This is a genomic window from Sagittula stellata E-37 (genome assembly GCF_039724765.1).
GTDB lineage: Bacteria > Pseudomonadota > Alphaproteobacteria > Rhodobacterales > Rhodobacteraceae > Sagittula > Sagittula stellata.
The window spans coordinates 3,452,832-3,478,896 of sequence record NZ_CP155729.1 but is presented as its reverse complement, the minus strand read 5'-3'; the positions used below and the strand labels follow the sequence as shown (position 1 = coordinate 3,478,896).

Genomic DNA, 26,065 nt, shown 5'->3' with positions numbered 1-26,065 from the left:
CCGAATTGGAAGGGCCGGTCCCGCGCAACCGGGGGCTGCGCGGGCCGGGCAGGGGCCGGGCAGGGGTTGGGGCACGGGCGGCGGGACAGGTCGAGGGGCTGGTTAACGAAAAAGATTTCCGCGCAACGGTTTGTGCGGTCCCGACTCGGGGCAAAGGTTAACAACCGGCCGGGAATCGGGGTCAAACCGGCCGGTTCGGCCTTTAACGTGGGGGGATGAAAGGTTGAAATCCGTTAACCCGTTGTGGAACCGGGGCAGGGGACCCACCACATCCTGTGGCCAAAAGACCGTGCGCCCCGTTAGACCCCCGCGCGCTGCGTTCACCCGAAGGCCATGCGCGTTAGGTTTAATGGTCGAACGCCCCGTTTTCAGGGCGTGATCAGCGTCACACCGGGCATCCGTGCGATGGTCTCCAGGTCGTCCTCGTAGATCTCCGTCAGCATGTCGACATACGCCGCATCCCAGCCGGGCAGATCCACATCCTGCTCGATCTCTTCGTCCATGGCATATTTGTCGAGAAACGCCGCCATCACCCGCCGTTTCTGCCGCTCGTTGATGCCGGGGTTCTCCGCCAGGAAAGCGCGGAACCGCTTCATGCCTTCCTTGTCGATGATCTGCGAGAACAGATCGAAGGCGCCGCTGATCTTGCGGGTCATCTCGATCCCCGCCATCTCGCGGATGATCTGACCCCAGATCAGCGGAGTATCCTCGTTGCACCAAAGGGTTATGGGCATATGCGGCAGCGCGTCCCGGATCCGCCGGATCAAGTCGGACCAGCGCAGATGCATCGGATCGACGCCCGCCATGAACGCCCCGAAACTGTCGTGCGGGGTGGCGGCAAAGGCCGCCGGAAGGAAGGTCGCCGGATCGCGCAGCCCCATGTACAGCTCGATCTCGTCCCCTTCGAAGATGTTTGCCAGCGTCTGAAGCCGCGCCTCCGCCTTGAGATACAAAAGCCCGTTCTGGAACATCAGCTTCGGCACGGAAAAGAAGTTGTCGTTCGACAGTACCAGCCGGTCGATCTTGCCCGGATCGTCCTGGATGATCGCGTCCAGCAGGATTTCGCGCGTCTCCTCCGACGGTGTGGTGCTCTTCAGCATGTTTATGGAATCGCCCAGCAATTTCCGGTACTTGGACGGGCCGGGAATGGCCACACCCTCGTGTCGCCAAGCTTCGGCATTGCGCAGCAGACATTTCAGCAGACGGTCTTCGTCCGTGCAATGCACGCCGGTATGGAGGATCACCTGCATGGGCCGTTGGTCTTTCGGTTGCTCGACGATGGCACTATAGGTGCTTACCACGCGAGGAACACCACGCAAATGGGGCCCAGATGGCACTGACAGAGACACCGATCCGCCGCATGCGCCTTCCCAGCCGCTGGTCCGTGGGCGCGGTCATCATCGCCGTGATCGTCGTTGCGCCGATCGTCGCAGTTCTTGGCATCGCGCTATTTCCTCGGGAAAATATCTGGCCCCACCTGCTGTCGACGACGCTGCCGCGCTATCTTTGGACAACCGCCCGGCTGATGTTCGGCGTGGGTCTGATCGCTGCGATGGTGGGCACCGGGGCCGCCTGGATGGTGGCGCGCTACGACTTTCCCGGACGGCGCTGGCTGGAATGGCTTCTTCTGCTGCCGCTGGCCATCCCGGCCTACGTGGGCGCCTACGCGCTGGTCGACTTCCTCGAATATGCGGGGCCGGTGCAGACCGGGCTGCGCGACCTCTTCGGCTGGCAGACTTCCCGCGATTACTGGTTCCCCGAGATCCGGTCTCTCGGGGCGGCGATTTTGGTATTGTCCGCAGCGCTTTATCCCTATGTCTACCTGCTGGCCCGCGCGGCCTTCCGCGAACAGTCCGCCTCCTCCGAAGAGGTCGCCCGCTCGCTTGGCGCCGGGGCTTTCGGGCGGTTCTGGCGCATCGGCCTGCCGCTGGCCCGGCCCGCCATTGCCGCCGGCGTGGCCATCGTCATGATGGAAAGCATCAACGATTTCGGCACGGTGGACTATTTCGCCGTGCAGACCCTGACCACCGGGATTTTCTCCGTCTGGCTGGAATCCAACAACGCGGGCGGCGCGGCGCAGATCGCGTCCGTCGTGCTGTTCCTCGTCGTGCTGCTGGTCGTGCTCGAAAAGGTCTCGCGCCGCCGGATGCGTTTCTTCAACCTGTCCACCCGCCATCGCCCCGCCATGCGCAAACCCCTGACCGGCGCACCCGCATGGATCGCCACCACCGCCTGCACCATCCCGCTGGCCGTGGGCTTTGTCCTGCCTGCTGGGGTCATCCTTAGCCATGCGCTTGATAACGCAGAGTTCTGGACCGATCCGGCGCTTTGGCGGGCGGGGCTGAACACGGCGGTCGTCGGCGGGTCTGCCGCCATCATCACCGTGCTCGCCGCGATCTTCCTGGTCTACGGCGTCCGCCTGTCGGGGCAGAAACTGCCGCGCCTCCTGATGCCCGTCACCACCATCGGCTACGCGGCGCCCGGTGCCGTTCTCGGGGTCGGCATCCTCATACCGCTCGCCGCCATCGATAACGCCGTGGCCGATGCGATCTGGGGCGCGACGGGGTGGGATCCCGGGCTGCTTCTGACGGGCACCGCATTTGCGTTGATCCTGGCCTACTGCGTGCGTTTCTTCGCCATCGCACAGGGGGCCGCCGACGCAGCCATGGGCCGCGTGTCGCCGAACCTGCCGCTGGCCGCCCGGTCGCTTGGCCGGAACGAGGGGCAGGTGCTGACCGCGATCTACTATCCGTTGATGCGCGCCTCTGTCGCCTCGGCCCTGCTGCTGGTCTTCGTCGATTGTGTGAAGGAACTGCCCGCGACGTTGCTGCTGCGCCCCTTCAACTACGAAACGCTGGCCACGCGCGTGCACGAAAAGGCCTCGCTCGAAGCACTGGGCGAGGCCGCTCCGGCTGCAATCCTCGTCATCCTCTTCGGTCTGGCGGCGGTGGGTCTTCTGGCGCGCGCGAACCGGTAGGGATTTCTTCAGAGTTGATCGACAGGATGGTCATCGAACGCAGCACGGCCATCCGCGATCCTGTACCGGAAAAGTATTCATTGTATCGGTCTTCCGCGCCTTCGCTGCCACAATCGCAGGGCAGGAGCGCCAGTTTTGTCACGGCGGCACACTCCTACGATCTTGTTGATGGGCCGGCTGGCGGTACGGCGAACGATCCCGACCACGCTGTTCCAGAGGCCAGGCGGCAACGGCCGCGCACTACGCTGAAGCCGTTGCCGAACAGAGCGCCCAAGTCCATCACGGACGCCCGTAAACGCGATGACGTTTGCCTATCGACAGGCAATTCCGATGGTGATAATCCGCACACCAACCAGCAAGTGCCCCTATAGCTCAGCTGGTAGAGCAACTGATTTGTAATCAGTAGGTCCGCGGTTCGAGTCCGTGTGGGGGCACCACTTAAATCCATAGAGATCAACCAGTTGATGGTGGCATAGCTTGCCGGCCATCGTCGTTATCGGTGCGCGCTGCAACAACTCTGCAAATACTGGCTTCTTTGACCGGCGTCACCCGCCACTGTGCTGCTATGTGACATCGATATGCATCGATCGGGCGCTGCACCGCCGCTTGCGCAGATCAGCCTTTCAGAAAAGTGGGGAACCTGTCTTGATCGGTTCGGAGGCCGATTTGAGCGGTTCACCGGGGTCGCGGTGCACTTGTTGGACCTGTCCCAAGGCGTTCTGGCATCCCCTAAACGAGGGGACCTTGCCCCGTGGGTCGTTAGACACGCCCGAGGATACTGACGATTTCATCCCGTAGCCAAACGAGACTGGGGTCGTCCTGATTGCGTAGATGCCATGTCATCTGGAAATCCTGCGTCGACAGCGGGACCGGGGGTTCCAGCGCCTGTATCCTTTCGCGCCACGGCGAGGCGGCCAGCTGTCGGCGGTTCGCGTAGCCCACAAGATCCGTTTGGGCGACGATCTCGATGATCGCCGAGGGACGTGTCACGCGCACCACATCGCGTCGTGCGGGCCGGTTCTTGAGCGAAAAAAGGTGCGCATTGGCCAACGCGCCGGGTGCCATGTCCATCGCCACATGGCCCAGCTCGGCGAGGTCCTGCAGCGTCACCTGGTCGTCGATGCGCGGATGGCCTTTCCGCGCGATCACCACGAGGTCGAGAGACAGGACGTCCTGCCAGCGCAGGTCGGGTTGGTTGCGCGGCAGCATGCCAATGGCGATGTCGGCCTCGCCACTGTCCAGCGCTTCGACGATGGGGACCTTGGGGGCGAGCAGTAGCTTGAAGGTGATGCCGGGATTGCCCTCCACGCGGTTGACAAGGCTGGGGATCAGCAAACTTTCGAAGATATCCAGCGCGTGGATCTTGAATTCGCGCGTGTCATTTTCGGGGTCGAAGGACGCGCGCGGCTTGGTGATGCGCTCGATCTCGCGCAGGGCGCTGCGGACCGGGGTGATCAGCTCATCGGCGCGGCTGGTAGGCTGCACACCGCGCGGCTGGCGCAGGAACAGCCGGTCATCGAGCACCGCGCGCAGCGTCGCCAGAAGGTTCGACATGGTCGGCTGAGAAAACCCAAGAGCCTGCCCGGCGCGGGATATGTTGCGCGTGGAGTAGATCGCCTCGAACGCCAGAAGGTGCTTGATTTCAAGGTGGCGCAGCGCCTGACCAAAGGCGGCATCCGGGGGCGGCTGATCGTTCATTGCGATTTCCGATATCAGGATATTGAGGTTTAGGCGCTTCTGGATACTTGGAAAAATGCATATCCCTCGTAGCTACATCGGGCAAGCAGCCGTTTTCGGGACGCAGCCGGCCCGCACCTATTTCAAAGCGTCATGATCCGTGGATGAGCCCATGCAAAATGTGCCGGCAGAGCAGCGGCAACGGAGTTACAGACCCCCTGCGACCGGCTTTCAATGGGCGGGTGCGCGGCTGGAGCGCGCGTTGAACCGCGCCACGATCCGTTCGCCGCTGCTGCGCCGCATTTTGGCCATGGCCTTCCTGCCAATGGTCTGGCGGCTCGGCTTGCGGATCAACTATTCCGACACGGATTTCTACGTCGAGACCCCGCACAGCCGGATGAACCGAAATGCCTATGGCACGGTGGGCGGCGCGGCCTTGCTGGCGACGCTGGAACTGGCGGCGGGGACCTATCTGTTCATGCGCAGCGATGGCGGGCACCGGATCGTCTGCCGCAATGTCAGTTACCGCTTCATGTTGCCCTCGACCAACGGGCTGCATCTGAAGGTCGAGCCGATGGACCCCGATCTTGAGGCGCAGATCGCCAGCGGCCAGCCTTTCAACGCGACGCTCAAGGTCAATGTCTATTCGCGCGGCAAGCACCGTGGAGAAACGGACCGCCGCATCGGCCGTGGCGAACTGCGCTTTCACCTGTGGCCCGTGGGGGTGTGATGCGCGACTTGACGGTGGCGGCCTTTCTCGCCTGTGCGTGGTTCTGGTGCATCGGCGGGTTTTTCCCGGTGCTGCTGTATCTGGAATTCGGGTCGGTGAGTTTTCTCGCCTTCGCGGTTTTCAACGTGCTGGGCGCAACCTTGTTCGGCTTTTGGCGAGAGGCGGAGCGCCTGGCCTTTCTGAACCGGTTCGGCGCTTGGACACGCGGATTTTCGGCACTGGTGGCGGGGTATCAAGCGGTCTTTGCCGTATGGCTGTCGCTGATGGTGCAGGACGCGCGCCCGGTGTTTTGCTTTGCCATCGTGACGGCCCTGTGCCTTTTCTTTCGCGCGAGGCTGGTCGCGATGTCGGTGGCTGTGCTGGCGCTCAGCGCAGGGTTGCTGACTTACATCGTCCTCACGCCGGTGCCGGTGCCAGTGACCGAGGGGGCGGCGCCCTTTCTGCACCAGATCGCGCCGTTGGCGCTTGGGTTCCTGCTTGCGCCATGGTTCGACCTGACCTTTCACCGAGCCTTCGCCCAGGCGGACCATCCACGGCGCGCATTCGTCATCGGCTTTGGCGTCCTCTTCGCGGGGCTTTTGTTGGGGGTGTATCTGGGGCTGGACGCCTTTGTCGGCCTGACTCTGTCAGGTGGGCTGGCGCAGCCTGCGGTGATGGCCGCGGCGGTGCTGGTGATGGTGCAGACCGGTTTTACCACCGCCGCTCATCTGGTCGAGCTTGATATCGACTGGCGGCAGGCGCGGTTGCCTGCGCTCGCGGTGGGCGTCGTCATGGCGCTGCATGTGGCATCGCTGATGCTGTCTCCCGAGGCGCTGCGGCTGGTTGGCGAGTTGATTTACCGAAGCTTCGTCTTTGTCATCGGCGCATTGTTCCCGGTCCTGCTGATCTTTGGCCCGACGCGCAGGGCGGCGCTGGTCGCTGCCGTGCTAACGCCTTGCTATACGCTGGGTTTCCTCATCGGCGGGTCGTTCGCGCCGTTCCTTAGCGTGGCGATGCTGACGCTGGCGGCGTTCTATGTGCGCGCCAGCGCGAACCGCTTGGCAGGAGAGACCTCATGACCCATCCCGATCCGCGCCGCTCTGGCTGGCTGGTGGGGTTCCTTGCGCCGATGGTCGCGCCGGTGCTGCTGATCCTTTACGCGCTTGGCCTGCCGGTCTGGGCCGTGGCGGCGGCGCCTCTGGGGCTTTTGTTCGGAGTTGCGCCTTTGGCCGATCATCTGATCGGGCGGGACACCCGCAACGTCCCGTCCCAGGCCGCCGCCACGATAGAGGCCGACCCGTTCTATCGCCGCCTGATGCATGCCATCGTGCCGAGCTACGCAGTGGGCGTGATCGCCGCCACGGCACCGGCCACTTCGGTCGGCTTCAGCGCTCTGGAATGGGTTGCCTTTACCGTCGGCATGGGCTTCGTGCATTCGCTTCTGGTGCTGGTCGCGCATGAACTGGGCCATGCCCGCGACCCGCTCGACCGGCGAATGGCGGATCTGGCGCTGGTCCTGCTGGCCTACGGGCATTTCGGGGTGGAACACAATCTCGGCCATCACAAGAAGGTTGCCACCCCCGAGGATCCGGCCAGTGCGCGCTACAACGAGTCGATCTATCGCTTTGCCCTGCGCGAGATGCCGGGGGTCTTTCTGGGCGCGCTGGAGAAAGAGGGCAACCGCCTGCGCAGGCGAGATTTGCCTTGGCTCAGCCTGCGGAACGAGTTGCTGCGCAGCTGGGCCTTGTCGCTGGTGTTTCTGGCGGGGCTTGTCATGGTGTTTGGGGCCAAGGCGGTGCCGTTCTTTTTCCTGCACAGTCTGGTGGCATGGTTCTCGATCACCATGGCGAACTATACCGCACATTATGGATTGCTGCGCGAGATGGTCGACGGGCGGCGGGAGCCTTGCCAGCCGAAACACTCTTGGAGTTCGAGTTTCCTGTTTTCCAACCTGTTGTTCTTCAACCTGCAGCGCCACGCGGACCATCACGCCAACGCGCAGCGCCCGTTTCAGACCCTGTCGCATATCGAGGGCACGCCGCAATTGCCTGCCGGAATTCCGGGCCTGTTCTGCATGATGCTGGTGCCGCCTGTCTGGTTCCGGGTCATGAATCCGCGCCTGTTGGAGGCGGTCGATCATCAGGCGTCACGCATCAACTTTCGCGATGGTTTTTATGAGGTGCCGCATAGCCCCGCGCCCGAATGATGCGGATCACCTGCCAATAGTGCCAGGCGCCCCAAAGCCCGGTCAGATGCATCCCGACCAGGGCCCATGCAAGGGGCCGCTCGACCTCTTGCGCCGCCAGCAGGTCCGAGCCCAACCCGACGAGTGTCGGGCCAAGCCCCAGCCCGATCAGGTTGAACAGGAACAGAAAGACCGCCGTCACCAGTGGACGGAGATGCGGCGCGACCTGGGCATGGGCATAGGCCATGGTCGGCCCCCAGAACACCGCTGCCAGGCTGACGCTGCCGACCATGGCTCCAAGCGCGACGGTCCTGTCAGAGGACAGCAGGAAGACCAGAGCCAGGGGCTTGGCCAGCAGGATCGCGCCGAGCACGACTCCGATCCGCCGCCAGGGCGCGCGCCGCCCGAGGTGATCCGCCAACCGTCCGCTGAAGACCGTGCCAAGGCCCCCGATAATCCCTGCGGTGACGGCCAGAAACACGCCCACCTGCGCCTGCGTCAGGTCATGCGTGCGCAGGATGAAGGTCGGCGTCCAACTCAAGGACCCAAAGGTGACGATGCCGGTCGCTGCCATGCCCCACAGCACGTGCCAGAGCCCTTCATGGGCGCGCAGCGTTTCCCAGGTCTGTGCCATCAGGTCCGGTGTCGTGGCGGTGTACCGCCCGTCGACCTCGGCTGGGCCATAGCGCCAGAAGACCAGTGCCAGCACCAACCCCGGCAAACCAGCCAGGATGAAGGCCGCTCGCCAGCCGTAGAGCTGACCCACCACCCCACCGATCAGGAAGGCCAGCAGCACGCCAATGTTCGCCCCCGCAACAAAGACTGCCATGGCCGAACTGCGCCGACCCTCTTCGAAACTGTCGGAAATGACCGAATGCGCTGGCACGACAGATCCGCTTTCCCCCGCGGCCACGCCAAGCCGCGCCAGCAGCAAGTGGCCAAAGCCTTGTGCTGCAGCGGTAGCCAGAGTGAACAGGCTCCAGACCGTAGCGGCTATGGCGATCAACTTGCGGCGCGATCCGGTCGCTGCCAGCCGCGCCACGGGGAACCCGCAGATCACGAAGACCACCGCAAAGGCAAAGCCGGACAGCAGCCCCAGTTGCGTATCCGACAGGAGGAATTCGCGTCCGATCTGATCAAGTTGCAAGGACAGGATTTGCCGATCCAGCTGCGCCACCATCATCAGGCAAGACAAAAGGGTAAGCGTCCGGGTCTCTGGCTTCATGTCTCGCTCTGGGTCGGGAAAGGGCATTCACCACAGAAGGTCATGACCAATCAGTGACTGAAGGTTACGATTTCGCGACCATCAGATCGTTTGTGCAGCGTCCTGGACCACCGTGGCCGGAACCTACATTGCATGTCAGATACGACGCAATCCTTGATCACGCATGTTCGGGACCGTGCAACCGCCTGAGCAACACGCCGGATTGTCTAGTTTCCGGTTTTTTCTGAACGCGTACAAGTGCGTTTATCGCCAAGGCGATCAGCCTCTTAGGCTCAGGACACATAAGCAGTAGATGACCGTCGCTGCGAGGGCGATGGCCGAGAGAAAGACCTTCGGGCAACGGTCATAGCGCGTGGCAACGCGCCTCCAGTCCTTGAGCCTGCCGAACATGAACTCGCATCGCAGCCCGGCAGGGCATCACGGTCATTTTCGCGCCATGCTCCGCAGCCAGCCCCGCCATCATCTGCGCGAAGACGCCTCGTTCGTGGCTGCACTCGGACCAGTGGCGTTCAGCCACTCATCTCCACCGCTTCCAACGATTGTGTAGTGTCTTGTGTGGGCCATAGGCGGCAGGCGCATCGGACCACCGCAAGCTGTTACGATTTATGAAAATAATCTCGCTCAACACGCGGCTTGCCATGGGACTTCGTGAAGCAGGGCTCCGGACGCGCCATCTGCGCATCGCTCAGCCAGAAGAAATCAGACATATTACCGCTCTGTTTTCGTGCGGTGAATCATTCCTTCGGCTCAATTCAAAAGGTCCCGAGCCTAGGTCCAGGTCAGAAAGTCGGCGGACAGAACGATGTTCGGGTGGTGAAAGTCGTTCCCTGCCAGGGACGATGGCCATCAAAGATGCGCGCAGAACCAATTCGGGTAACGTCCTCTCAATGAGCCTGCGTGAAAACGTCTGAGGCGAAGAAGAACTCGACATGGAGGGTTAATGGAAACAATCCAAGTTGATTGTTTAGCAGGAAATTCCCGCCAGGGTTGGAACCAATTGGCAGTGGATTCACTTTTTACGATACCCCATTGCGGCAACATCACCTTAAGGGGGCGCGGCCGCGGAACAGTCCAGGGAGTAGTAAAGATGGAATACCATGTGAAATCTCTTATTGTTGGCAGCCTCGTATCGGTTTGGCCACTGGCGTCATCCGCCCAGGTCGGTGTCGATGTCGGGATCGCGGATGCCGAGGTGTCGGTCGGTGGTGGAAGCATAGCCGATGCCGACGTCAATGTTGGTGGCGGGAAGGTCGCAGACGCCGATGTGACCGTCGGCGGCGGGAGTGTTGCCGATGCCAATGCGACTGTTGGGGGCGGGAGCGTCGCCGACGCAGACGTGAGCGTTGGCGGAGGGAGCGTCGCCGATGCCGACGTGAGCGTTGGCGGTGGAAGCGTTGCCGATGCGAACGTGAGTGTTGGCGGAGGCAACGGTGTCAGTGCCAACGTCGGCGTTGGCGGCACCGGAGGCGGTACTGGCGGTGGTACTGGCAGCAACAGCGGCGGCAGCGCTGGCGCCGGTGGCGGCAGCACGGGTGGCAGCTCTTCCGGTCAGGGTGCAGGATCGTCCGGTGGAGAGGTATCCGTCGTTGGTGTTCCCCTGATCGGCTCTGACGACGAGGTGCTGGGAACCGTCGTGTCTACGACGACCGACATGGTCTGTTCCGAGCCGGCCTTCGATACATCCAGAACCGTCTGCGTGCGCGTCTCATCGGCACCGGTTTTGACCGCTGGCGGTTTGAAAGTCAGGATCGATCAGGCGAGCTATCGCGCCGCTCTGAAATAACAGGGTCAATCGAGACCAGGGGCCCCTTTCGCTTGCGGGGCCCCGATATGTCGCTGTCCAGAACAATTTACCTCGACGAGGATCGTAGCGGAGCCGACAATCCGGCCAAGCTGGAAAATGCGGCAAGCCGGATGATCGAGACACAACGGTTTACTCCCCCTCAGGAAGAACAAGTCTCAGGGGCATCCGATGCCAGCGCCGTGTGTCCTTTTGCTGTTCGCGCAGTGCCACTGACTGCTTGTTTGATGCATGCGACGGGCAAAGAACTTCGCCTCGCGGGAAACGTGCGTCGTTGAAGCGCCACAGACGGGTGTCAGACAAGCCCTCCTAGGGCAATGACCGGTTAGGACATGCCCGCCACCACATCAAACCAAAGCGACTCCAACCTGTGATCACCGAACGGAACCGGGGACGTGGCTGCGGGACACTGCCAGATGCTCGGGCCCGACGTCGGCAAAGCGTGGTACGCCGAGTTGCCCCAAGGCGCGCACCAGTTCCAGTTCGAGGATCTCCACCGCGCGTGCGGCGCCGGGCGCACCGCCGGCGCCCACTCCGAAGGCAAGTGCCCGTCCGGTCAATGTGAAGTCAGCGCCCAGTGCCTTCGCGCGCATCATGTCCGCACCGCGCCGGATGCCGCTGTCAACGATGACCTTCATCCGGCCGGCGACCGCTTCAGCGATGGCGGGCAGCACATCCGCCGTGGCGGGACCGAAAGCGACCTGTCGGCCGCCGTGGTTGGATACGACGATTCCGTCACACCCGGCCTCGGTGCAGCGCGCCGCGTCGTCGGGATGCAAAATGCCCTTCACGAGCAGCTTGCCGCCCCAACGATCGCGCAGACGTTTCAGTGCCTCCCAGTTGAACGCCGGGGTGATGAGGGTCTTCTGCACGTCGGCGTAGGAGGTCGCCGACTGTAGCAGGTCCGCGTAGTTGGCGATGTTCGGCTTGCCATGAAAGAGCGTCTCCAGCGACCAGCGGGGATGAGCCATGAGACCCAGCGCGACCTCGGGCGTGATGCGGAACGGCACTGCCAGCCGGTTGCGGATGTCGCGGTCGCGCTTACCCGCGGCGGGCACGTCGGCGGTGACAATCATCACGTCATAGCCAGCGGCCTCTGCGCGGGCGACCAGCCCCTCCGTCACCGTGTCGTCGCCCGATACATAGAGTTGGAACCAGCCGTTGCCGTCAGCCGCCTCGGCCAATGCCTCCAGAGTAGTGGACGCGGCAGAGCTGGCCACGTACGGCAGGTTCTGCCGCTTGCAGAGCCGCGCCAGTGAGAGATCGGCCCCCGGCCAGAAGGCGTTGAGCATGCCGATGGGGGCCATGCCGAAGGGGGCGTCGTAGGTCTGCCCGAACAGCTCGGTGCGTGTGTCGATGGACGAAACATCGACCATGTAGCGCGGCACCAGCTCGACCTCCTCGAAGGCGGTGCAGTTGCGGCGCATGTTGCGCTCGGACTCCGCGCCGCCATCCACGAGGTCGAAGGCGAACCGGGGAATGCGGCGACGCGCCATGGCGCGCAGATCGTCGATAGAGGCGGCGCGGTCCAGTCGCATCAGATCGACCACCCGCCGTCGACGGCAAAGGCCTGGCCCGTTGTAAATCCCGCCATGTCACCGGCCAGGTAGCAGACCATTTCGGCGATCTCCTCCGGCTTGCCGAGGCGGCCCATGGGCTGGCGCGCGGTGAAGTCGGCCAATGCCTTGTCGAAATCGCCGGTCGCCCGCAGCCGGTCTTCCAGCGAAGGGCTTTGCACCGTGCCCGGACAGATCGCGTTGCAGCGGATGCCGTCCTTCACGAAGTCGGCGGCGATGGACTTCGTCATGCCGATGATCGCGGCCTTGGACGCGCCATAGGCGAAGCGGCGCGGTGCGCCCTTTTCGCTGGAGACGATGGAGGCGATGTTCACGATGGACCCGGCGCCCTTGTCCAGCATCCCGGGCAGGACCGCTTTTGTCAGCCGAAACAGCGCCTTTGCGTTCAGATCGAACGACCGCTCCCAGACCGTATCGTCGCAGTCGAGGATGCTGCCATCGTGTACCCATCCCGCACAGTTCACGAGAATGTCGAGCGGCGGCAGATCGTCTATCAACGCGGCCACGGCGTCCGCATCCAGCACGTCAAGGCGGCGCGCTTCGATGAGTTCGGTCCCCTCGGCCATCGCGGTCACGCCATCGCCGTCGATGTCTGTGGCGATGACGCTGGCGCCACGCGCGGCCAGCGCCTCGGCAGAGGCGCGTCCGATGCCGTTCGCGGCGGCTGTGACAAGGGCGGTCTTGCCTGCAAGTGTCTGTTCCATGGTCTTCTCCTTCATCGCGCCAGCCAGCCGCCGTCGACCGTCACGCAACTGCCGTGGCAGTAGGCGGCGGCGTCGGAGGCCAGGAATACCGCGGCGCCCGCGATCTCTGCCGGCTCGGCGAAACGGCCTGCGGGGATGCGGTCCAGAAGCGCCTTCGACCGGTCGGGATCGTCGCGCAGCGCCTGCGTGTTGTCGGTGGCGGTGTAGCCGGGCGCGATGGCGTTGACGTTCACGCCCCGGGACGCCCACTCGTTGCAAAGCGCCTTCGTCAGCCCCAGAACTGCGTGTTTGGACGAGGCATAGGCTGGTACGCGCAAACCGCCTTGCGTGCCGAGCACGGAGGAGACGATGACGATCTTGCCGCTGCCCTGGGCGACCATGCGCTGACCGGCGGCCTGCGACAGCAGCCAGACGGAGTCCAGATTGACGGACATCACCCGGCGCCAATCGGCGAGCGCCATGTCGGTCGAGTCCTCGCGGTGAATGATGCCGGCGTTGTTGACGAGAATGTCGAGCCCACCAAGCGCGTCGGCGGCGAAGGTCACGACCTCCTTCGCCCCGGACTCGCTCATCCCGGCGAAATCGGCGCGCACGGCCTTGGCCTTGCGTCCCATGTCCTCGATCCGGCGCAGCGTGTCCTCGGGCTGGTGGCTTCGGTAGGTCAGGGCGATATCGGCACCGGCGGCGGCAAGGGCGAGGGCGATGCCCTCACCGATGCCGGTCGCCCCACCGGTGACCAACGCGCAGCGCCCACTCAGGTCGAACGGATTGCGCATCGCTCAGTACCGGTTCGCGATGGGAAGTTCCTCGGCGGGGAAGAGGCTGATGACCTCGCAACCCGTCTCTGTCACGACCACCTCTTCCTCGATCCGCGCGGCGGAATAGCCGTCGGCGGCGGGGCAATAGGTTTCCAGCGCAAACACCATGCCGGTCTGGATCTCCATCGGGTGATCGAGGCTGATCGCGCGGGATATGATCGGGCGCTCGTGCAGCGCCAACCCCAGACCGTGGCCGAATTGCAGGCCAAAGGCGGCGTCTTCGTTCGGGAAGCCGAGGCTTTCGGCGGTTGGCCAGACCTCGGCCACCTTGTCGGTGGTCACGCCCGGCTTGATCATTGCGATGGACGCGTCGATCCATTCGCGCGCCTTCACGTAGGCGTCGTTCTGCGCGGGCGTTGCACGTCCGACGTTGAACGTCCGGTAATAGCAGGTCCGATAGCCTTGGTAGGATTGCAGGATGTCAAAGAATGCCTGATCGCCGGGCCGGATCAACCTGTCGGTGAAGTTGTGTGGGTGCGGGTTGCAGCGCTCGCCCGAGATCGCGTTGATCGCCTCGACGTCGTCAGAGCCCATCTCGTAGAGCATCTTGTTCGACAGCGCGACGATGTCGTTCTCGCGCACGCCCGGCTTCAGCTCTTCGTAGATCATGTGGTAGACGCCATCGACCATGCTGGCCGCCTGCGTCAGGAGCTGGATCTCGTCCCAGTTCTTGATTTCGCGCGCCGCCAGCATGATCTGCTGGCCGTCCACGACCTTGATCCCCTCGGCCTGCAGCGCGTGGAACATCGCCGTCTCGGCGTAATCGACGCCGACCGGCATGTCGGCCATGCCCGCGTCCTTGATGAGCTGGGCGATCATCTTGGCGTATTTCTGCATCAACCCGAAATCGGGCGGGATCGTCCCGCGCATTCCCACGACACCGGCAAGGCAGTGGTCGGGCTCCAACCAGTCGGAATGGCGTTTATGGTGCACCGCGGCAGAGCCGAAGTCCCAGACGTAAGGACTGTCGTCGCCGGTCAGCAGGCAGAAGCGGCACATCTTGTCCCGTTCCCACTCGCCGATCTTGGTGGCGGTCACGTAGCGGATGTTGTTCACGTCGAACAGCAGCAGCGACCCGGCGGGCGAGTTCTGCAGCGACTGCCGCGTGCGGGCCAGCCGGTAGCGGCGCAGGCGGTCATGGTCGATCCGGCGTTCGAAATCGACCGAGGTGTGGCCCCAGGCAGGCAGGCGCTCGCGCCACTCCCAATTGGGTTCCAGATCTTGCGGTGTAAGCATGTTCGGCATCAGTGCGCGTGACATGAAAGCTCCTCCGGGTCGCGCGGGCGGCCCGTTGCGTGGGTTGAAATTTCAAGAAATATCAGTGGGTTATTTCGTGACCCAGCCGCCGTCGATCGAGATCATCTGGCCGGTCATGTAGTCGCTGTCGTCAGAAGCCAGGAAAGACGCGGTCCCGGTAATGTCCTCGGGGTAAGAGACGCGTTTGATGACGAGGTTGTTGGCGACGATGTCGTCATAGGCCTGTCCCTTGCGTTCCTTGAAGCCGATCTCGACCAGGTCCTTGTCAAGCTGCTCCCACAAAGGTGTCACGACCACGCCCGGAGCGTAACCGTTGACGGTGATGTTGTGCTCGGCCAGTCCCAGCGCGCCGCATTCGGTCAGGGCCAGACAGCCATATTTCGACGTGCAGTAGACGGTCACGTCCACCAGCGGCTTGCGCGAGGCGATGCTGCCCACATTGATCAGCTTGTAAGGGTGATCCTCCATCGGCCCCTGCGCGATCATCTGTTTCGCCGTCTCCTGCATACCAAGCCACATGGCCTTGGTGTTGACGTTCATGATCATGTCCCAGTTGCCTTCGTCGATATCCATGAAGAACCGGGGCTTGTTCAGGCCGGCATTGAACAGCGCGACGTTGATGGAACCGAAGGCCTCCACCACGGCGGCCACGGCACTGGCGTTGTCCTCTCGTTTGGTCACGTCCATCTTCACCGCGACGGCGCGACCGTTGCCGGCGGCGTTGATCCGGTCGGCGACCTTCTGGGCCTCCGCTTCGTCGAGATCGCCGAGGCAGACGTTCGCCCCCTGCGCGGCATAGCTTTCGGCGCATGCCGCACCCATGCCGCGCGCGGCACCGGTGATCAGGATGTTCTTTCCCTTCAAGCGATTGGGGTCCATGGTGATTTCCTCCTCCTATCACGGTGTCCTGTCTTGTCCGATCAATGCGTCGGCGCGGTCCTGTGCCCGGCGCAAAGCCTCACGCGGGGGGACGATACCGCGGAGCATGTCGTGGAATTCCTCGCCGCAGATCTTGAATATGTCGCCGATCTCCGGCACCGGCGGGCGCGGCCAGAACTGCAGTTCGTCGCGCCAGGACATGCCGTCGACCGCCTCGAAGATGGTCGAGAGGCGGCGCACGTCCGGATCGGCCCCGACCGAGTAACGCGGGTTGGTGCGGCTGCCGTTCTGCACGTAGAGCTTCTGCGCCTCCGGCGAGGTGAAGACGCGCAGCGCCTCGACCGCTGCGGGCACCCGTTCGGGGGCGAGGTTGGCCGGAATGCCCATGACGTAGCCACCTACCGGCGCGACGGGACGTTTGCCCGGTGCAGGCGGATGCGGCAGGTAACTCGTCTGACCGTAGGCAGGCGAGGTTTCGTCCAGTTCGAAGTAGGGGGCCAGCAGGGTATAGCCGTAGGCCATGGCCACCTTCCCGGCGGCGTAAGGGCGGACCCGCTCGTACCAGGACATCGAAAGGATGTCGGGGGGTGAGTACTTCAGCAGCTCCAGCAGGAACTCCGCCGCGGCAAGACCCGCGTCGGTGTCGATGGTCGCACGGTACTGACCTCTGGAGAGGTGCTCCGTGTCGAACCCGCCGGCCTGCTCCGGCAGATCGACGATCGGCTGGCCGAAGTCGGCAAAGGTCATCAGCACCGTATGGCCGAGCGGCGTGCCGCGGGCGGCGTTCCATGCGATGCCGTATCTGCCGCGCTGCGGGTCGTGCAGAGCGCGGGCGGCGTCCAGCAGGGACTCGGTGGTGGAGGGCGGCTCCAGCCCGGCCTTGGCGAAAAGGTCGTGGCGGTAGAACAGTAGTTCGGGCGTGGTCTGCGCCGGTACGCCGTAGGGCCGTCCGCCCCAATGCGCCCCCTGCCAGCCAGCCGTATGAAAATCCGCGGGGTCGAGCCGGGCCAGGTCCATCGCATCGTCCAGCGGCATCAGGACGTCCTTGCTCGCGAACTCGCCGATCCACGGGAGGTCCACCGCGATGATGTCGTAACGGCTGGCGTCGCGGGTGGCGTTGCGCAAGGCTTCCTCGCGCAGCCGGTCGATGGAAAAGGCGCGCTGGCTGATCTCGGTGCCGATGACCTGTTCGAACTGTCGCTTGAGCGTGTCCATGACCATGAAGGTCGGGTCGCCGTGCACCAGCACGCGAAGGCCGCCCGACACCTTGAGCGGTTCGTGCAGGACGCGCAGGGGCGGGATGGACTGCGCGGCGATGTAGCTGCCGCCAAAGTAGTAGTCCCGGGTGTCCTGAACGCGGACCGGTCCGCCGAAGGTGGTTTCGCCCAATCTGCGCAGACGGCCCGAAAGCTGCATCCACGTCTCGATCATCGCCTCGCTTGGGTGCATCGAAAAGCTCTTGCCGGTGACGGTGCGCGGGCGTTGCTCGATCAGGCCGGCGTCGACCATCTCCTTCAGGCGCCGGTTTGCTGTGGCGTAGGGCACACGGCTGGCCCCGATAAGCGATGTGGGCGTGACCGTTTTGCCGTCGAGATGCCCCTGCAGCAGGTGCATCATCATTCTCAGGTGCGCATTGGGCGCCACGAGGTCGAGCGCGCCTTCCACCTCGTCGCTGAAGGCTTCGAGGAAAGACAGGATTTGCACGGCCTCCGGCTGCGCCAGCGGCGCGGCGGGGCTGTGTCGGTCATGTCCTCCCATGTCGTTCATGGCCTGCGTCTTCTTGTTGATGTTCGGGTGGTCGTGCGGCCCATTCGCCGCATCCATCTTGGATGAATCGCGTTGTGTCACCGCTGATCTCCTTGCAGGATGTCCAATGTGATCCCCGACGCGTATCGAGAATCTGTCCGATATGAATAAATGATATCTCATTTCGGATATTTTTGATGGATGCCTCTGCGGGGAAACCGGGCACGTTGGGCCACGTTCATTCGGTCAGTCAGCTTTGGTCAGGCCGGATGGTGCGGGGGCCCGGGAGGAGCCCCGGGGACGGCCGCGAAAGGTGCGGCCCCCGCTCAGTCAGTTCCACGGGAGGAATACCATGAAGACCAAGACGATTATTGCGGTGACCACCGCAGCGGTCACGCTCGGCGGGGCCGCCTTCGCCGAAAGCCACGGCGGTGCGATGAAGATCGGCATCACGCAGAACAACGTGGGTGTCGACAGCTACCAGACCACTTACGAGAAGGCCTTCATCGAGGCGGCAGAAGGCAACGACATGGTCGAAACCATCGTGCTCGACGCCGGTGGCGACGTGGCCCGCCAGATCGCGCAGATGGAAGACCTCATCCAGCAGGATGTGGATGCCATTATCATCTGGCCGACCAACGGCGAAGCAGTGATCCCGGCCGTGCGCAAGGCGCATCAGGCCGGCATCCCGGTCATTGTGACCAACTCCAACATCGCCGAGCAGGGTTTCGACTTCGTGAAGTCCTTCTCGGGTCCCGACAACATCACCCAGGGCGCCCGTTCCGCCGAGATCATGTGTGACAAGTTCAAGGAAATGGGTATCGAGGACGAGGCTCAGGTGGTCCACATCACCGGCCAGCCGGGCTACACCACCGCCATCGAGCGCGCCAAGGGCTTCGAGGATCGTCTGCCCGAGGTCTGCCCGAACGTGACGGTTGTCGACACCCAGCCGGGCGACTGGAACCGCGAGAAGTCGCAGCAGGTGATGGAAGCCTTCCTTGTCAAGTACGACGACATCGACGGGGTCTATGCCGGGGACGACAACATGGGCGTGGGCGCGTTGAACGCTGCCAAGGCCGCAGGTCGCGATGGCATCATCTTCGTGGGCGCGACGAACTTTGCCGTCGGTTACGAGGCAATGGCAGCGGGCGACTACTGGGGCTCGATCTACCAGTCGCCGGTCGATGATGCGAAGGCCGCCCTGCAGACTGCGGTCGACGTGCTGAGCGGCGAAGAGGTGCCGTTCCTGAACTACTTCGACACACCGAAGATCACCCAGGACAACATGGGCGATTTCACCAAGCCGGTGTTCTGATCTATCCTCCCGTCGTGCGGGGCGCGCAGCGGACTGCGTGCCCCGCATCGTGGGCAGGACCAAACTCAAAAGACATGTGAGGAAACACGCCATGGGACGTGTGACGGGGCGCGCCTGTATCGTGACGGGCGCGGCGCGCGGCATCGGCCGCGCAATCGGCGAAGCCCTGCTCGAAGAGGGGGCGAAGGTCTGTTTCGCGGATATCGACGGTGACGGTGTCGCCACGGTCGCCAGGGAGAACGCAGCGCGCTTCGACCCGCAACACGTGACTTCTGCCCGGGTCGACGTGACGGACCGCGCCGCAGTCCGCGCGATGATCGACCACACGGTCGAGACGTTCGGGCGGCTCGACGTGAAGTTCAACAACGCCGGTGTGAACAAGCCGATGAACTTCATGGACGTCGACGAGGACAACTGGAATTTCGTCATGGGTGTCAACGGTCTGGGCTGCATGATCGGAATGCAGGAAGCCGCGCGCCAGATGATGGCGCAGGGCAGGGGGCCGGATGGCATGGCGGGCAAGATCGTCAACACGGCATCCATCGCCAGCCGCCAGGGCTTTGACAATGTCGCACCCTACTGCGCGTCGAAGTTCGCAGTCGTGTCGTTGACACAATCCGGTGCCCGCGACCTTGCCAAGCACGGCATAACGGTGACCGGCTTCGCGCCGGGCGTCGTCAAGACGGAGATGTGGGAACAGGTGGACCGCGACCTGATGGAGATCGGCGCCTCCGCCCGACCTGGGCAGGCGATGGAGGAGTTCTCTGCTTCGATCCTGAAGGGCCGCGTCGCCACACCGCCCGACATCACCGGGACCACCACGTTCCTCGCGTCGCGCGAAAGCGACTACATGACCGGGCAGATCGTGATGATCGACGGGGGCATGACGCTCGTGTGACATCGCCCACCGATCGGACGTTCGATACCATAGGCAAGCCTGCGATTTCAGGGAGGGGATCATGGCAGTTTTCGACAAAAGGGAGATCGGCAGCGTTCTGGCGAAACAGGGGATCCTGATCGCCTTTGCGCTTTTCATGATCGCCTTCACCATCGCCAATCCAAAGTTCATCTCCGTCGACAACGTGTTCAGCGTTGTACGGTCCTCCGCGATCCTCGGCGTGATGGCGCTTGGCGTGACGTTTGTTGTCATCAGCGGCAACCTCGACCTGTCGGTCGGCTCGATGATGTCCTTCTCGACCATCGTGGTGCTCGACCTGCACGACAAGGTCGGGCCGGCGCTCGCGATTCCCCTGATGTTCGCCATGACGCTTTGCCTCGGGGCCTTCATCGGTTTTCTGGTCGGCTATCTCAGGCTCAATTCACTGATCGTGACGCTGGGAATGCTGTCGGCGATCCACGGGCTGACGCTGACCTATTCCGGCGGTCAGAACATGGATATCGCCGACAAGGAGGGCACCTGGTTCTCCGTCTTCGGGCAGGGCACGGCGCTTGGGATTCCGGTTCCGATCCTGATCTTCGTGGCTCTTGCCGCACTGTTGGGTCTGACGCTTGCGCGGACTCCATACGGACGAAAGGTCTACGCGGTGGGTGGCAACGGCACGGCGGCGACCTTCTCGGGCATCCGCCGGGCCCGCACCGTCTTTACCTGCTACCTGATCTCGGCGGGCTGTGTCGCCACGGCGGGTCTGATCCAGGCCAGCCGCTCGCTCGGGTCGCAGAACACCGTAGGGCAGGGGCTCGAACTGGAGGTGCTGGCCGCGGTCATCCTTGGCGGGGCTTCTCTCCTCGGCGGGTCTGGCACGATCTTCAAGACAGTGATCGGGGTGCTGATCCTCGGGTTCATTCAGAACGGTCTGCTGCTCGTGGGGCTTCAGTTCTACGTCCAGTTCGTCGTCACCTGGATCATCATCATCCTAGCGGTCTGGCTGGATATTGCGGCCAAGCGCGGCAAGCTCTGGTCGATGATCGCGTAAGGGAGGCACGGCAATGCAAAAGGTCAATCTTTCCGTGGCGCTCAAAGGCGGCGCAATCTGGGGCTTCATCGTGCTGGAACTGCTGTTCTTCAGCATCGCTGGCGAATACCTCTCGGTCTCCGACAAGGCGTTCATGGACCTGGAGAACATGCTACTGCTGTTCAAGCAGTCCGCGCCGATCGGCATCATCGCCATGGGCATGACCATCGTCATGGTGAACGGCAACATCGACCTGAGCGTCGGCGCCACCTTCGCCATCGCCGCGATCATCCTGCTCGACTCCATGACCTGGCCGATCTTCGCGGGCCTCGGCGATTGGGTCATTCCGGTGGCTTGGCTGCTGGCACTGACGGTCGGCACGCTTCTGGGCGCGCTCAATGGCCTGATCGTCTGGAAGACCGGCGTCGACGCCTTCATCGTCACGCTGGGGTCCATGCTGGGCTACCGTGGCATCGTCTTCATGTTCAACGGCGAGAACCCGACCAGCCACCTCAACTGGACGCTGGTGGATTTCGCCGAGGCCGAGTTCCTGGGGCTGGCGACCGCGACATGGTTCCTGTTGGGTGTCACGCTGGTGATGTGGTTCGTCATGGCGCGCACGGTCCATGGCCGAAACGCCTACGCCATCGGTGACAACCGCGAGGCGGCGGTCAATGCGGGCATCCGCGTCGGCCCGCACATGATGATCAACTTCGCCATCATCGGCTTCCTCGCGGCGTTGTCGGCTGTGGTCTTCTATTCGGAAAGCGGATCGGTGAACCCCAATGACGGACAGTTGTACGAGTTGTGGGTCATCACGGCGGTCGTGCTGGGCGGCACGAAGATCACCGGCGGGGCTGGCAACGTCATAGGCACCTTCGGCGGCGTCATCGCGATCCAGCTTCTGCGCAAGGGGCTGGGCCACATCGGGGCGGATACTTCAACGGTAAACCTTGTGATCGGCCTGATCCTGATCGCGGTTCTGTTCCTCGACAAGCAACTGAACATCAAGGGCAAGGAGGAGTTGAGGGTATGACCCAACCGGTTCTGCGTCTCGAAGACATCGTCAAGACCTTCCCGGGCGTACGGGCCCTGGACGGGGTGTCGCTCTCGGTCATGCCCGGCGAGGTCCACGCCCTCATGGGTGAAAACGGGGCCGGCAAGTCGACCCTGATGAAGGTGCTCGGCGGTATTCACCAACCCACCGAGGGCGCGATCTACATGGGCGACGAAAAGGTCGTGATGGCCGGCCCGCTGGAAGCGAAGGCCAAGGGCATCGTCTTCATCCACCAGGAACTCAGCCTGGCCGAGGAACTGAGCGTGGCCGAGAACATCTACTTGGGGGAGTTGCCGCGAAAGAGCTTCGGCCGGGTCGACTGGGCGACGCTCACGAAAAAGACTGACGCGATCCTCGGGAAGCTGAACGTGGGGTTCGATGCGCGCACCCGGGTCGGAGACCTGTCGATCGCCAACCAGCAGATGGTGGAGATCGCCCGTGCCCTGACCGTGGACGCCAAGGCGGTGATCTTCGATGAACCCACCGCCTCGCTGACCGACGCGGAAAAGGTGGTTCTGTTCGACGTGATCGCCGACCTGAAGCGCGACGGGGTCGGGGTCATCTACATCTCGCACCGCATGGAGGAGATATTCAAGATCACCGACCGCATCTCGATCCTACGCGACGGTCAGTACCAAGGTACCGTCAACACCGCCGAGACCACCGAAGAGGCGGTGACGCAGATGATGATCGGACGGAAACTCGACCTGAGCCGCAACGCCGCGCACCACGAACTGGGCGAGGTCGCGCTGGAGGTGAAGGGCCTGTCCTGCGGAAAGCTCTACAAGGACATATCCTTTGAAATCCGGCGCGGTGAGGTTGTCGGTTTCTATGGTCTGGTGGGCGCGGGGCGGACGGAGATCGCGGAGACGCTCTTTGGGCTGCGCACACCTTCCGCCGGCCAGATCCGGCTTGCGGGCAAGGACGTGAAAATCGACAGCCCGACCGACGCCATAGCGAAGGGCATTTCCCTCGTTCCCGAAGACCGCAAGGGACAGGGGCTGGTGCTTGGCATGAACTGCCGGGACAACATGACCTTGCCGCAGGTGGACGACCTGAAGAGCGGACCCTTCATGGCCGAGGGGGCGGAGGTGGCCATCTTCGACCAGTACCGCGACCGGCTCGACATCCGCACGCCGGGCTGGAAGCAGAAGGTGGGCAACCTCTCGGGCGGCAACCAGCAGAAGATCGTGATTGGCAAGTGGCTGTCGATGCACCCGGAAGTGCTGATCGTCGACGAACCCACGCGCGGCATCGACGTCGGCTCCAAGTCGGAGATCCACAAACTGCTGCGCGAACTTGCGGCACAGGGGTATGCGGTCATGGTCATCAGCTCGGAAATGCCTGAGGTCATGCATGTTTCCGACCGGATCGTCGCGATGTATTCGGGCCGCATCATGCGGACCTTCACGTCCGAGGAAGTGACAGAGGACAGCCTGATCCAGGCGATTTCCGGCATCGGCCAGGAAGTGGCGTGATCCGACACCACCATTTCTGCGGGAGATCCATCGCCGGGGGCAGCCGTCCGGGCCGCACCCGTGCCAGATATCAAGGAAAGGACCAGACATGAAACTTCTGCGCTATGGCCCGTCCGGGGCCGAGAAACCCGGCCTGCTGGACAGCGACGGCCAAGTGCGCGACCTCTCAGGCGTTGTGGCGGACATTTCGGGCGACGTGCTGCACCCCGACGGCATCGCCGCGCTGCGCAATCTCGATCCGGCCAGCCTGCCGCGGGTCGAGGGCACGCCGCAGGACGACCTGCGGCTCGGCCCATGCGTGGGGAACATCGGCAAGTTCATCTGCATCGGACTCAACTATGCCGATCATGCCGCCGAATCCGGCATGCCCATTCCGGAAGAGCCGATCATCTTCAACAAGTGGACCTCTGCCATATGCGGTCCGAACGATCCGATCCAGATCCCGCGTGATTCCCAGAAGACCGACTGGGAGGTCGAGCTTGGCGTCGTGATTGGCAAACCTGGCGTCTACATCGACGAGGCGGACGCGATGAACCATGTCGCCGGGTTCTGCGTCGTCAACGATGTGTCAGAGCGCGACTTCCAGCTTCACCGCGCCGGGACGTGGGACAAGGGCAAGGGCTGCGACACTTTCGGACCGACCGGCCCGTGGCTCGTGACGCCGGACGAAGTGGCCGATGTGGATGCGCTCGACATGTGGCTCGACGTGGACAGCGAGCGGATGCAGGCGGGCAGCACGGCGACACTCATCTTCAAGGTTCCGCATCTTGTGGCCTATTGCAGTCGCTTCATGAGCCTGCAACCCGGCGACGTGATCTCGACCGGCACGCCGCCGGGCGTCGGCATGGGAAAGACACCGCCGCGCTACCTGAAGGGGGGAGAGACCGTCTCGCTCGGCATCGCGGGACTGGGAGAGCAGAAAAGCAAGGTCCTGCCCGCAAGCTGAATCTTGCGGCAGTCTTGGCGCAAATGATCCAGTGCTGACATCGGCGGGGCGCGCCTGCCAAAGCCGCGCCCCGAAAGCATGTCTTTTTAGGCCGTCGCGCGTGCGGCCAACGCCTGCAGCGCCTCGAAGACGGCGAAACGTTCGTCGTGTCTTTGTATAGCCGCTGCGTCGGGATGGGTGATGACACCCGCGCGGGACATGCCGCGCATCGCGTCACCCGCATCTTTCCGAAGTCCGCAGGCCAGCGCCCCAAGCATCGCCGACCCCAGCAGCACGGGTTCGTCGGTTTCGGGCGCCACCACCGGTTTGCCAGTGGTATCGGCGAGGATCTGGCGCACAAGCGGATGTCGCCCCGCGCCGCCGCTGATTGCGATCCGGTCGACCTTTGCCCCCGCAGCCGCCTGTGCCGCGATGATCTGGCGCAATCCGTATCCCAGTCCACACAGCGTGGCGAGGTAGAGCGCCAGAAGACTGTCCGGCCCGCGATCCATTCCAAGCCCCATGACGGTGGCGCGCCTGTGCGGATCGGCATGGGGTGCACGGTTGCCCAGCACTTCGGGCACCACGTGAACGCCATCGACAAGGGTGGTCACGTCGCGACCGCCGACGCGGTCTGCCAGCCAACCGGGCAGCGATTGCCCCGCTGCCTTTGCCAGCCTGTGCGCGTCCGGAGCATAGGGGTGGTGGTCGATCAACTGGTCCACCGCAGCACCCGCCGCGGATTGTCCACCTTCGTTCAGCCACATGCCGGGCACCATCGCCGAGTGGTAGGGTCCCCAGACCCCCGGCACGAAGGAGGGCGCGGCGGTGGTTGTCATGGTGCAGGACGAGGTGCCGAAGACATAGGCAAGGTCGCGCGTCGGATCGCCCGCCGTGCCGACCGTGCCCAGCCCACCTGCGTGCGCGTCGATCAGGCCGGCGCCAACCGGGGTGCCCTCGGGCAGACCAAGGCGGTCAGCGGCTTCGGCAGTCAACCCGTGGCCAAGCGCGGTCCCGGCGGGCACCACCCGGCTGCCGATACGGAAGAAGTCGTCGCGGCTCAGATCGCTCAGCCCGATCTTCTCGAAATAGCCCGCGTCCCAACGACCCTCATGTGCGAGATAGGTCCACTTGCAGGTCACAGTGCAGACGGACCGGGCCAGATCGCCCGACGCCTTCCATGTGAGGAAATCGGTGAGATCCATGAACTGCCACGCGGCGTCATAGATGTCGGGAGCGTTCTCTTTCAGCCAAAGCAGTTTGGGGGTTTCCATCTCGGGCGAGATTACGCCGCCCACGTAGTCCAGAACCGGATGGCCAAGCGCGTTGATCCGCGCCGCTTGTTCGGTGGCGCGATGGTCCATCCAGACGATGATGTTGCGGTTCTCGCGGATCGGCAGCGGGGCGCCCCCTTCCGCCAGAAGGACCAGCGAACAGGTGGCGTCAAAGCCGATGCCCGCCACGCTGGACGGGTCCACGCCAGATGCCTCGACCGCGCCGCGCACGGCCTGGCAGACCGCAGACCAGATGTCGTCCGAGGACTGCTCGACACGGTTGCCATCGCCCTTCCAGATCGCAATGGCCTGAACGGCGGAGCCTTGCAGGATGCCCGCCTCGTCAAAAACTCCGGCCCGAGCCGAACCGGTGCCCACGTCGATGCCGACCAGATGTTTCACGTCACTGAACCTCTCTTTCGGGGAGGGCGCCTTGCCCCCCGATCACCAGCATCCCCGCCTGATCCTTGTCCATTTTGGGGGACGTCTGGCCGGTTACGCAAGTTGGCGGTTCTTCTGTTTGGCACACTCCATCGGGACGCTCAATC

At 63.6% G+C, this 26,065-nt stretch carries 22 protein-coding genes, 1 tRNA gene and 1 pseudogene; 13 read left to right on the top strand and 11 right to left on the bottom strand.

The genetic code is table 11. The features are described 5' to 3' along the window. Positions 1 to 368 precede the first annotated feature (368 nt). On the bottom strand, positions 369 to 1,250 hold the full coding sequence (locus tag ABFK29_RS16515; protein ID WP_005863196.1) for a hypothetical protein: 882 nt from the start codon (positions 1,248 to 1,250) through the stop codon (positions 369 to 371). 80 nt (positions 1,251 to 1,330) lie between these two features. Here ABFK29_RS16515 and ABFK29_RS16510 point away from each other — a divergent pair, with 80 nt between their 5' ends. Both ABFK29_RS16510 and ABFK29_RS16505 read left to right on the top strand, forming a co-directional pair. After that, complete coding sequence (locus ABFK29_RS16510) at positions 1,331 to 2,977, top strand: ABC transporter permease (RefSeq protein ID WP_005863195.1); 1,647 nt, start codon at positions 1,331 to 1,333, stop codon at positions 2,975 to 2,977. 361 nt (positions 2,978 to 3,338) lie between these two features. Beyond that, positions 3,339 to 3,414 (top strand) — tRNA-Thr (locus tag ABFK29_RS16505). A 322-nt stretch (positions 3,415 to 3,736) separates the two neighbouring features. On the opposite strand, the gene ABFK29_RS16500 is transcribed toward ABFK29_RS16505, so the two are convergent. Next, positions 3,737 to 4,675 (bottom strand): LysR family transcriptional regulator, encoded by a 939-nt coding sequence (locus ABFK29_RS16500; RefSeq protein WP_005863194.1) that lies wholly within the window; start codon positions 4,673 to 4,675, stop codon positions 3,737 to 3,739. A gap of 151 nt (positions 4,676 to 4,826) precedes the next feature. Here ABFK29_RS16500 and ABFK29_RS16495 point away from each other — a divergent pair, with 151 nt between their 5' ends. Genes ABFK29_RS16495 through ABFK29_RS16485 form a run of 3 tightly spaced genes read left to right on the top strand, consistent with a single transcriptional unit; the run spans position 4,827 to position 7,569 of the window. Beyond that, positions 4,827 to 5,384 (top strand): hypothetical protein, encoded by a 558-nt coding sequence (locus ABFK29_RS16495; protein ID WP_085983440.1) that lies wholly within the window; start codon positions 4,827 to 4,829, stop codon positions 5,382 to 5,384. Continuing rightward, complete coding sequence (locus ABFK29_RS16490) at positions 5,384 to 6,442, top strand: hypothetical protein (RefSeq protein WP_005863192.1); 1,059 nt, start codon at positions 5,384 to 5,386, stop codon at positions 6,440 to 6,442. The genes ABFK29_RS16495 and ABFK29_RS16490 overlap by 1 nt, the downstream gene beginning before the upstream one ends. Further along, positions 6,439 to 7,569, top strand: a complete 1,131-nt coding sequence (locus tag ABFK29_RS16485; RefSeq protein ID WP_005863191.1) for an alkane 1-monooxygenase — start codon at positions 6,439 to 6,441, stop codon at positions 7,567 to 7,569. The genes ABFK29_RS16490 and ABFK29_RS16485 overlap by 4 nt, the downstream gene beginning before the upstream one ends. On the opposite strand, the gene ABFK29_RS16480 is transcribed toward ABFK29_RS16485, so the two are convergent. Both ABFK29_RS16480 and ABFK29_RS25170 read right to left on the bottom strand, forming a co-directional pair. Next, a complete protein-coding gene (locus tag ABFK29_RS16480) occupies positions 7,517 to 8,773 on the bottom strand; it encodes a spinster family MFS transporter (RefSeq protein ID WP_005863190.1) in 1,257 nt (418 codons plus the stop codon). The two genes, ABFK29_RS16485 and ABFK29_RS16480, sit on opposite strands and share 53 nt — an antisense overlap. Before the next feature lie 523 nt (positions 8,774 to 9,296). After that, positions 9,297 to 9,480, bottom strand: a pseudogene (locus ABFK29_RS25170) (transposase); the annotation flags it as partial. Between the two features lie 380 nt (positions 9,481 to 9,860). On the opposite strand from ABFK29_RS25170, the gene ABFK29_RS16470 reads away from it, so the two are divergent. Next, a complete protein-coding gene (locus ABFK29_RS16470) occupies positions 9,861 to 10,556 on the top strand; it encodes a hypothetical protein (protein WP_005863189.1) in 696 nt (231 codons plus the stop codon). Between the two features lie 47 nt (positions 10,557 to 10,603). Further along, the gene (locus ABFK29_RS16465) at positions 10,604 to 10,852 is read left to right on the top strand and encodes a hypothetical protein (protein ID WP_157136614.1); all 249 of its coding nucleotides are present in this window, start codon (positions 10,604 to 10,606) and stop codon (positions 10,850 to 10,852) included. Between the two features lie 96 nt (positions 10,853 to 10,948). Here the strand turns inward: ABFK29_RS16465 and ABFK29_RS16460 are convergent, their stop codons facing one another. The 6 genes from ABFK29_RS16460 to ABFK29_RS16435 all read right to left on the bottom strand — a co-directional run bounded on the left by ABFK29_RS16460 (position 10,949) and on the right by ABFK29_RS16435 (position 17,633). Then, positions 10,949 to 12,112 (bottom strand): alpha-hydroxy-acid oxidizing protein, encoded by a 1,164-nt coding sequence (locus tag ABFK29_RS16460; protein WP_040605128.1) that lies wholly within the window; start codon positions 12,110 to 12,112, stop codon positions 10,949 to 10,951. Then, on the bottom strand, positions 12,112 to 12,855 hold the full coding sequence (locus ABFK29_RS16455) for an SDR family oxidoreductase (RefSeq protein WP_040605120.1): 744 nt from the start codon (positions 12,853 to 12,855) through the stop codon (positions 12,112 to 12,114). The genes ABFK29_RS16460 and ABFK29_RS16455 overlap by 1 nt, the downstream gene beginning before the upstream one ends. 11 nt (positions 12,856 to 12,866) lie before the next feature. Next, on the bottom strand, positions 12,867 to 13,631 hold the full coding sequence (locus ABFK29_RS16450) for a glucose 1-dehydrogenase (protein ID WP_005863186.1): 765 nt from the start codon (positions 13,629 to 13,631) through the stop codon (positions 12,867 to 12,869). A 3-nt stretch (positions 13,632 to 13,634) separates the two neighbouring features. Beyond that, positions 13,635 to 14,933 carry a M24 family metallopeptidase gene (locus tag ABFK29_RS16445; protein ID WP_005863185.1) on the bottom strand — a complete coding sequence of 433 codons (1,299 nt, stop codon included), beginning with the start codon at positions 14,931 to 14,933 and terminating at the stop codon, positions 13,635 to 13,637. Between the two features lie 66 nt (positions 14,934 to 14,999). Further along, complete coding sequence (locus tag ABFK29_RS16440) at positions 15,000 to 15,809, bottom strand: SDR family NAD(P)-dependent oxidoreductase (protein WP_005863184.1); 810 nt, start codon at positions 15,807 to 15,809, stop codon at positions 15,000 to 15,002. 18 nt (positions 15,810 to 15,827) lie between these two features. Next, positions 15,828 to 17,633 (bottom strand): ABC transporter substrate-binding protein, encoded by a 1,806-nt coding sequence (locus ABFK29_RS16435; protein ID WP_005863183.1) that lies wholly within the window; start codon positions 17,631 to 17,633, stop codon positions 15,828 to 15,830. Positions 17,634 to 17,907: 274 nt separating this feature from the next. Here ABFK29_RS16435 and ABFK29_RS16430 point away from each other — a divergent pair, with 274 nt between their 5' ends. The 6 genes from ABFK29_RS16430 to ABFK29_RS16405 all read left to right on the top strand — a co-directional run bounded on the left by ABFK29_RS16430 (position 17,908) and on the right by ABFK29_RS16405 (position 24,264). Next, the gene (locus ABFK29_RS16430) at positions 17,908 to 18,870 is read left to right on the top strand and encodes a sugar ABC transporter substrate-binding protein (RefSeq protein ID WP_005863182.1); all 963 of its coding nucleotides are present in this window, start codon (positions 17,908 to 17,910) and stop codon (positions 18,868 to 18,870) included. Positions 18,871 to 18,961: 91 nt separating this feature from the next. Then, positions 18,962 to 19,768 (top strand): SDR family NAD(P)-dependent oxidoreductase, encoded by an 807-nt coding sequence (locus ABFK29_RS16425; RefSeq protein WP_005863181.1) that lies wholly within the window; start codon positions 18,962 to 18,964, stop codon positions 19,766 to 19,768. Between the two features lie 61 nt (positions 19,769 to 19,829). Beyond that, complete coding sequence (locus ABFK29_RS16420) at positions 19,830 to 20,804, top strand: ABC transporter permease (protein ID WP_005863180.1); 975 nt, start codon at positions 19,830 to 19,832, stop codon at positions 20,802 to 20,804. 13 nt (positions 20,805 to 20,817) lie between these two features. Beyond that, positions 20,818 to 21,819: an ABC transporter permease gene (locus tag ABFK29_RS16415; protein ID WP_005863179.1), complete on the top strand. Its 1,002-nt coding sequence runs from the start codon at positions 20,818 to 20,820 to the stop codon at positions 21,817 to 21,819. Continuing rightward, positions 21,816 to 23,318 (top strand): sugar ABC transporter ATP-binding protein, encoded by a 1,503-nt coding sequence (locus ABFK29_RS16410; protein WP_005863178.1) that lies wholly within the window; start codon positions 21,816 to 21,818, stop codon positions 23,316 to 23,318. The genes ABFK29_RS16415 and ABFK29_RS16410 overlap by 4 nt, the downstream gene beginning before the upstream one ends. Before the next feature lie 88 nt (positions 23,319 to 23,406). Further along, positions 23,407 to 24,264 (top strand): fumarylacetoacetate hydrolase family protein, encoded by an 858-nt coding sequence (locus ABFK29_RS16405; RefSeq protein ID WP_005863177.1) that lies wholly within the window; start codon positions 23,407 to 23,409, stop codon positions 24,262 to 24,264. Positions 24,265 to 24,350: 86 nt separating this feature from the next. Here ABFK29_RS16405 and ABFK29_RS16400 read toward each other — a convergent pair whose 3' ends face one another. Next, complete coding sequence (locus ABFK29_RS16400) at positions 24,351 to 25,919, bottom strand: FGGY-family carbohydrate kinase (RefSeq protein WP_347099695.1); 1,569 nt, start codon at positions 25,917 to 25,919, stop codon at positions 24,351 to 24,353. Positions 25,920 to 26,065: the final 146 nt, after the last annotated feature.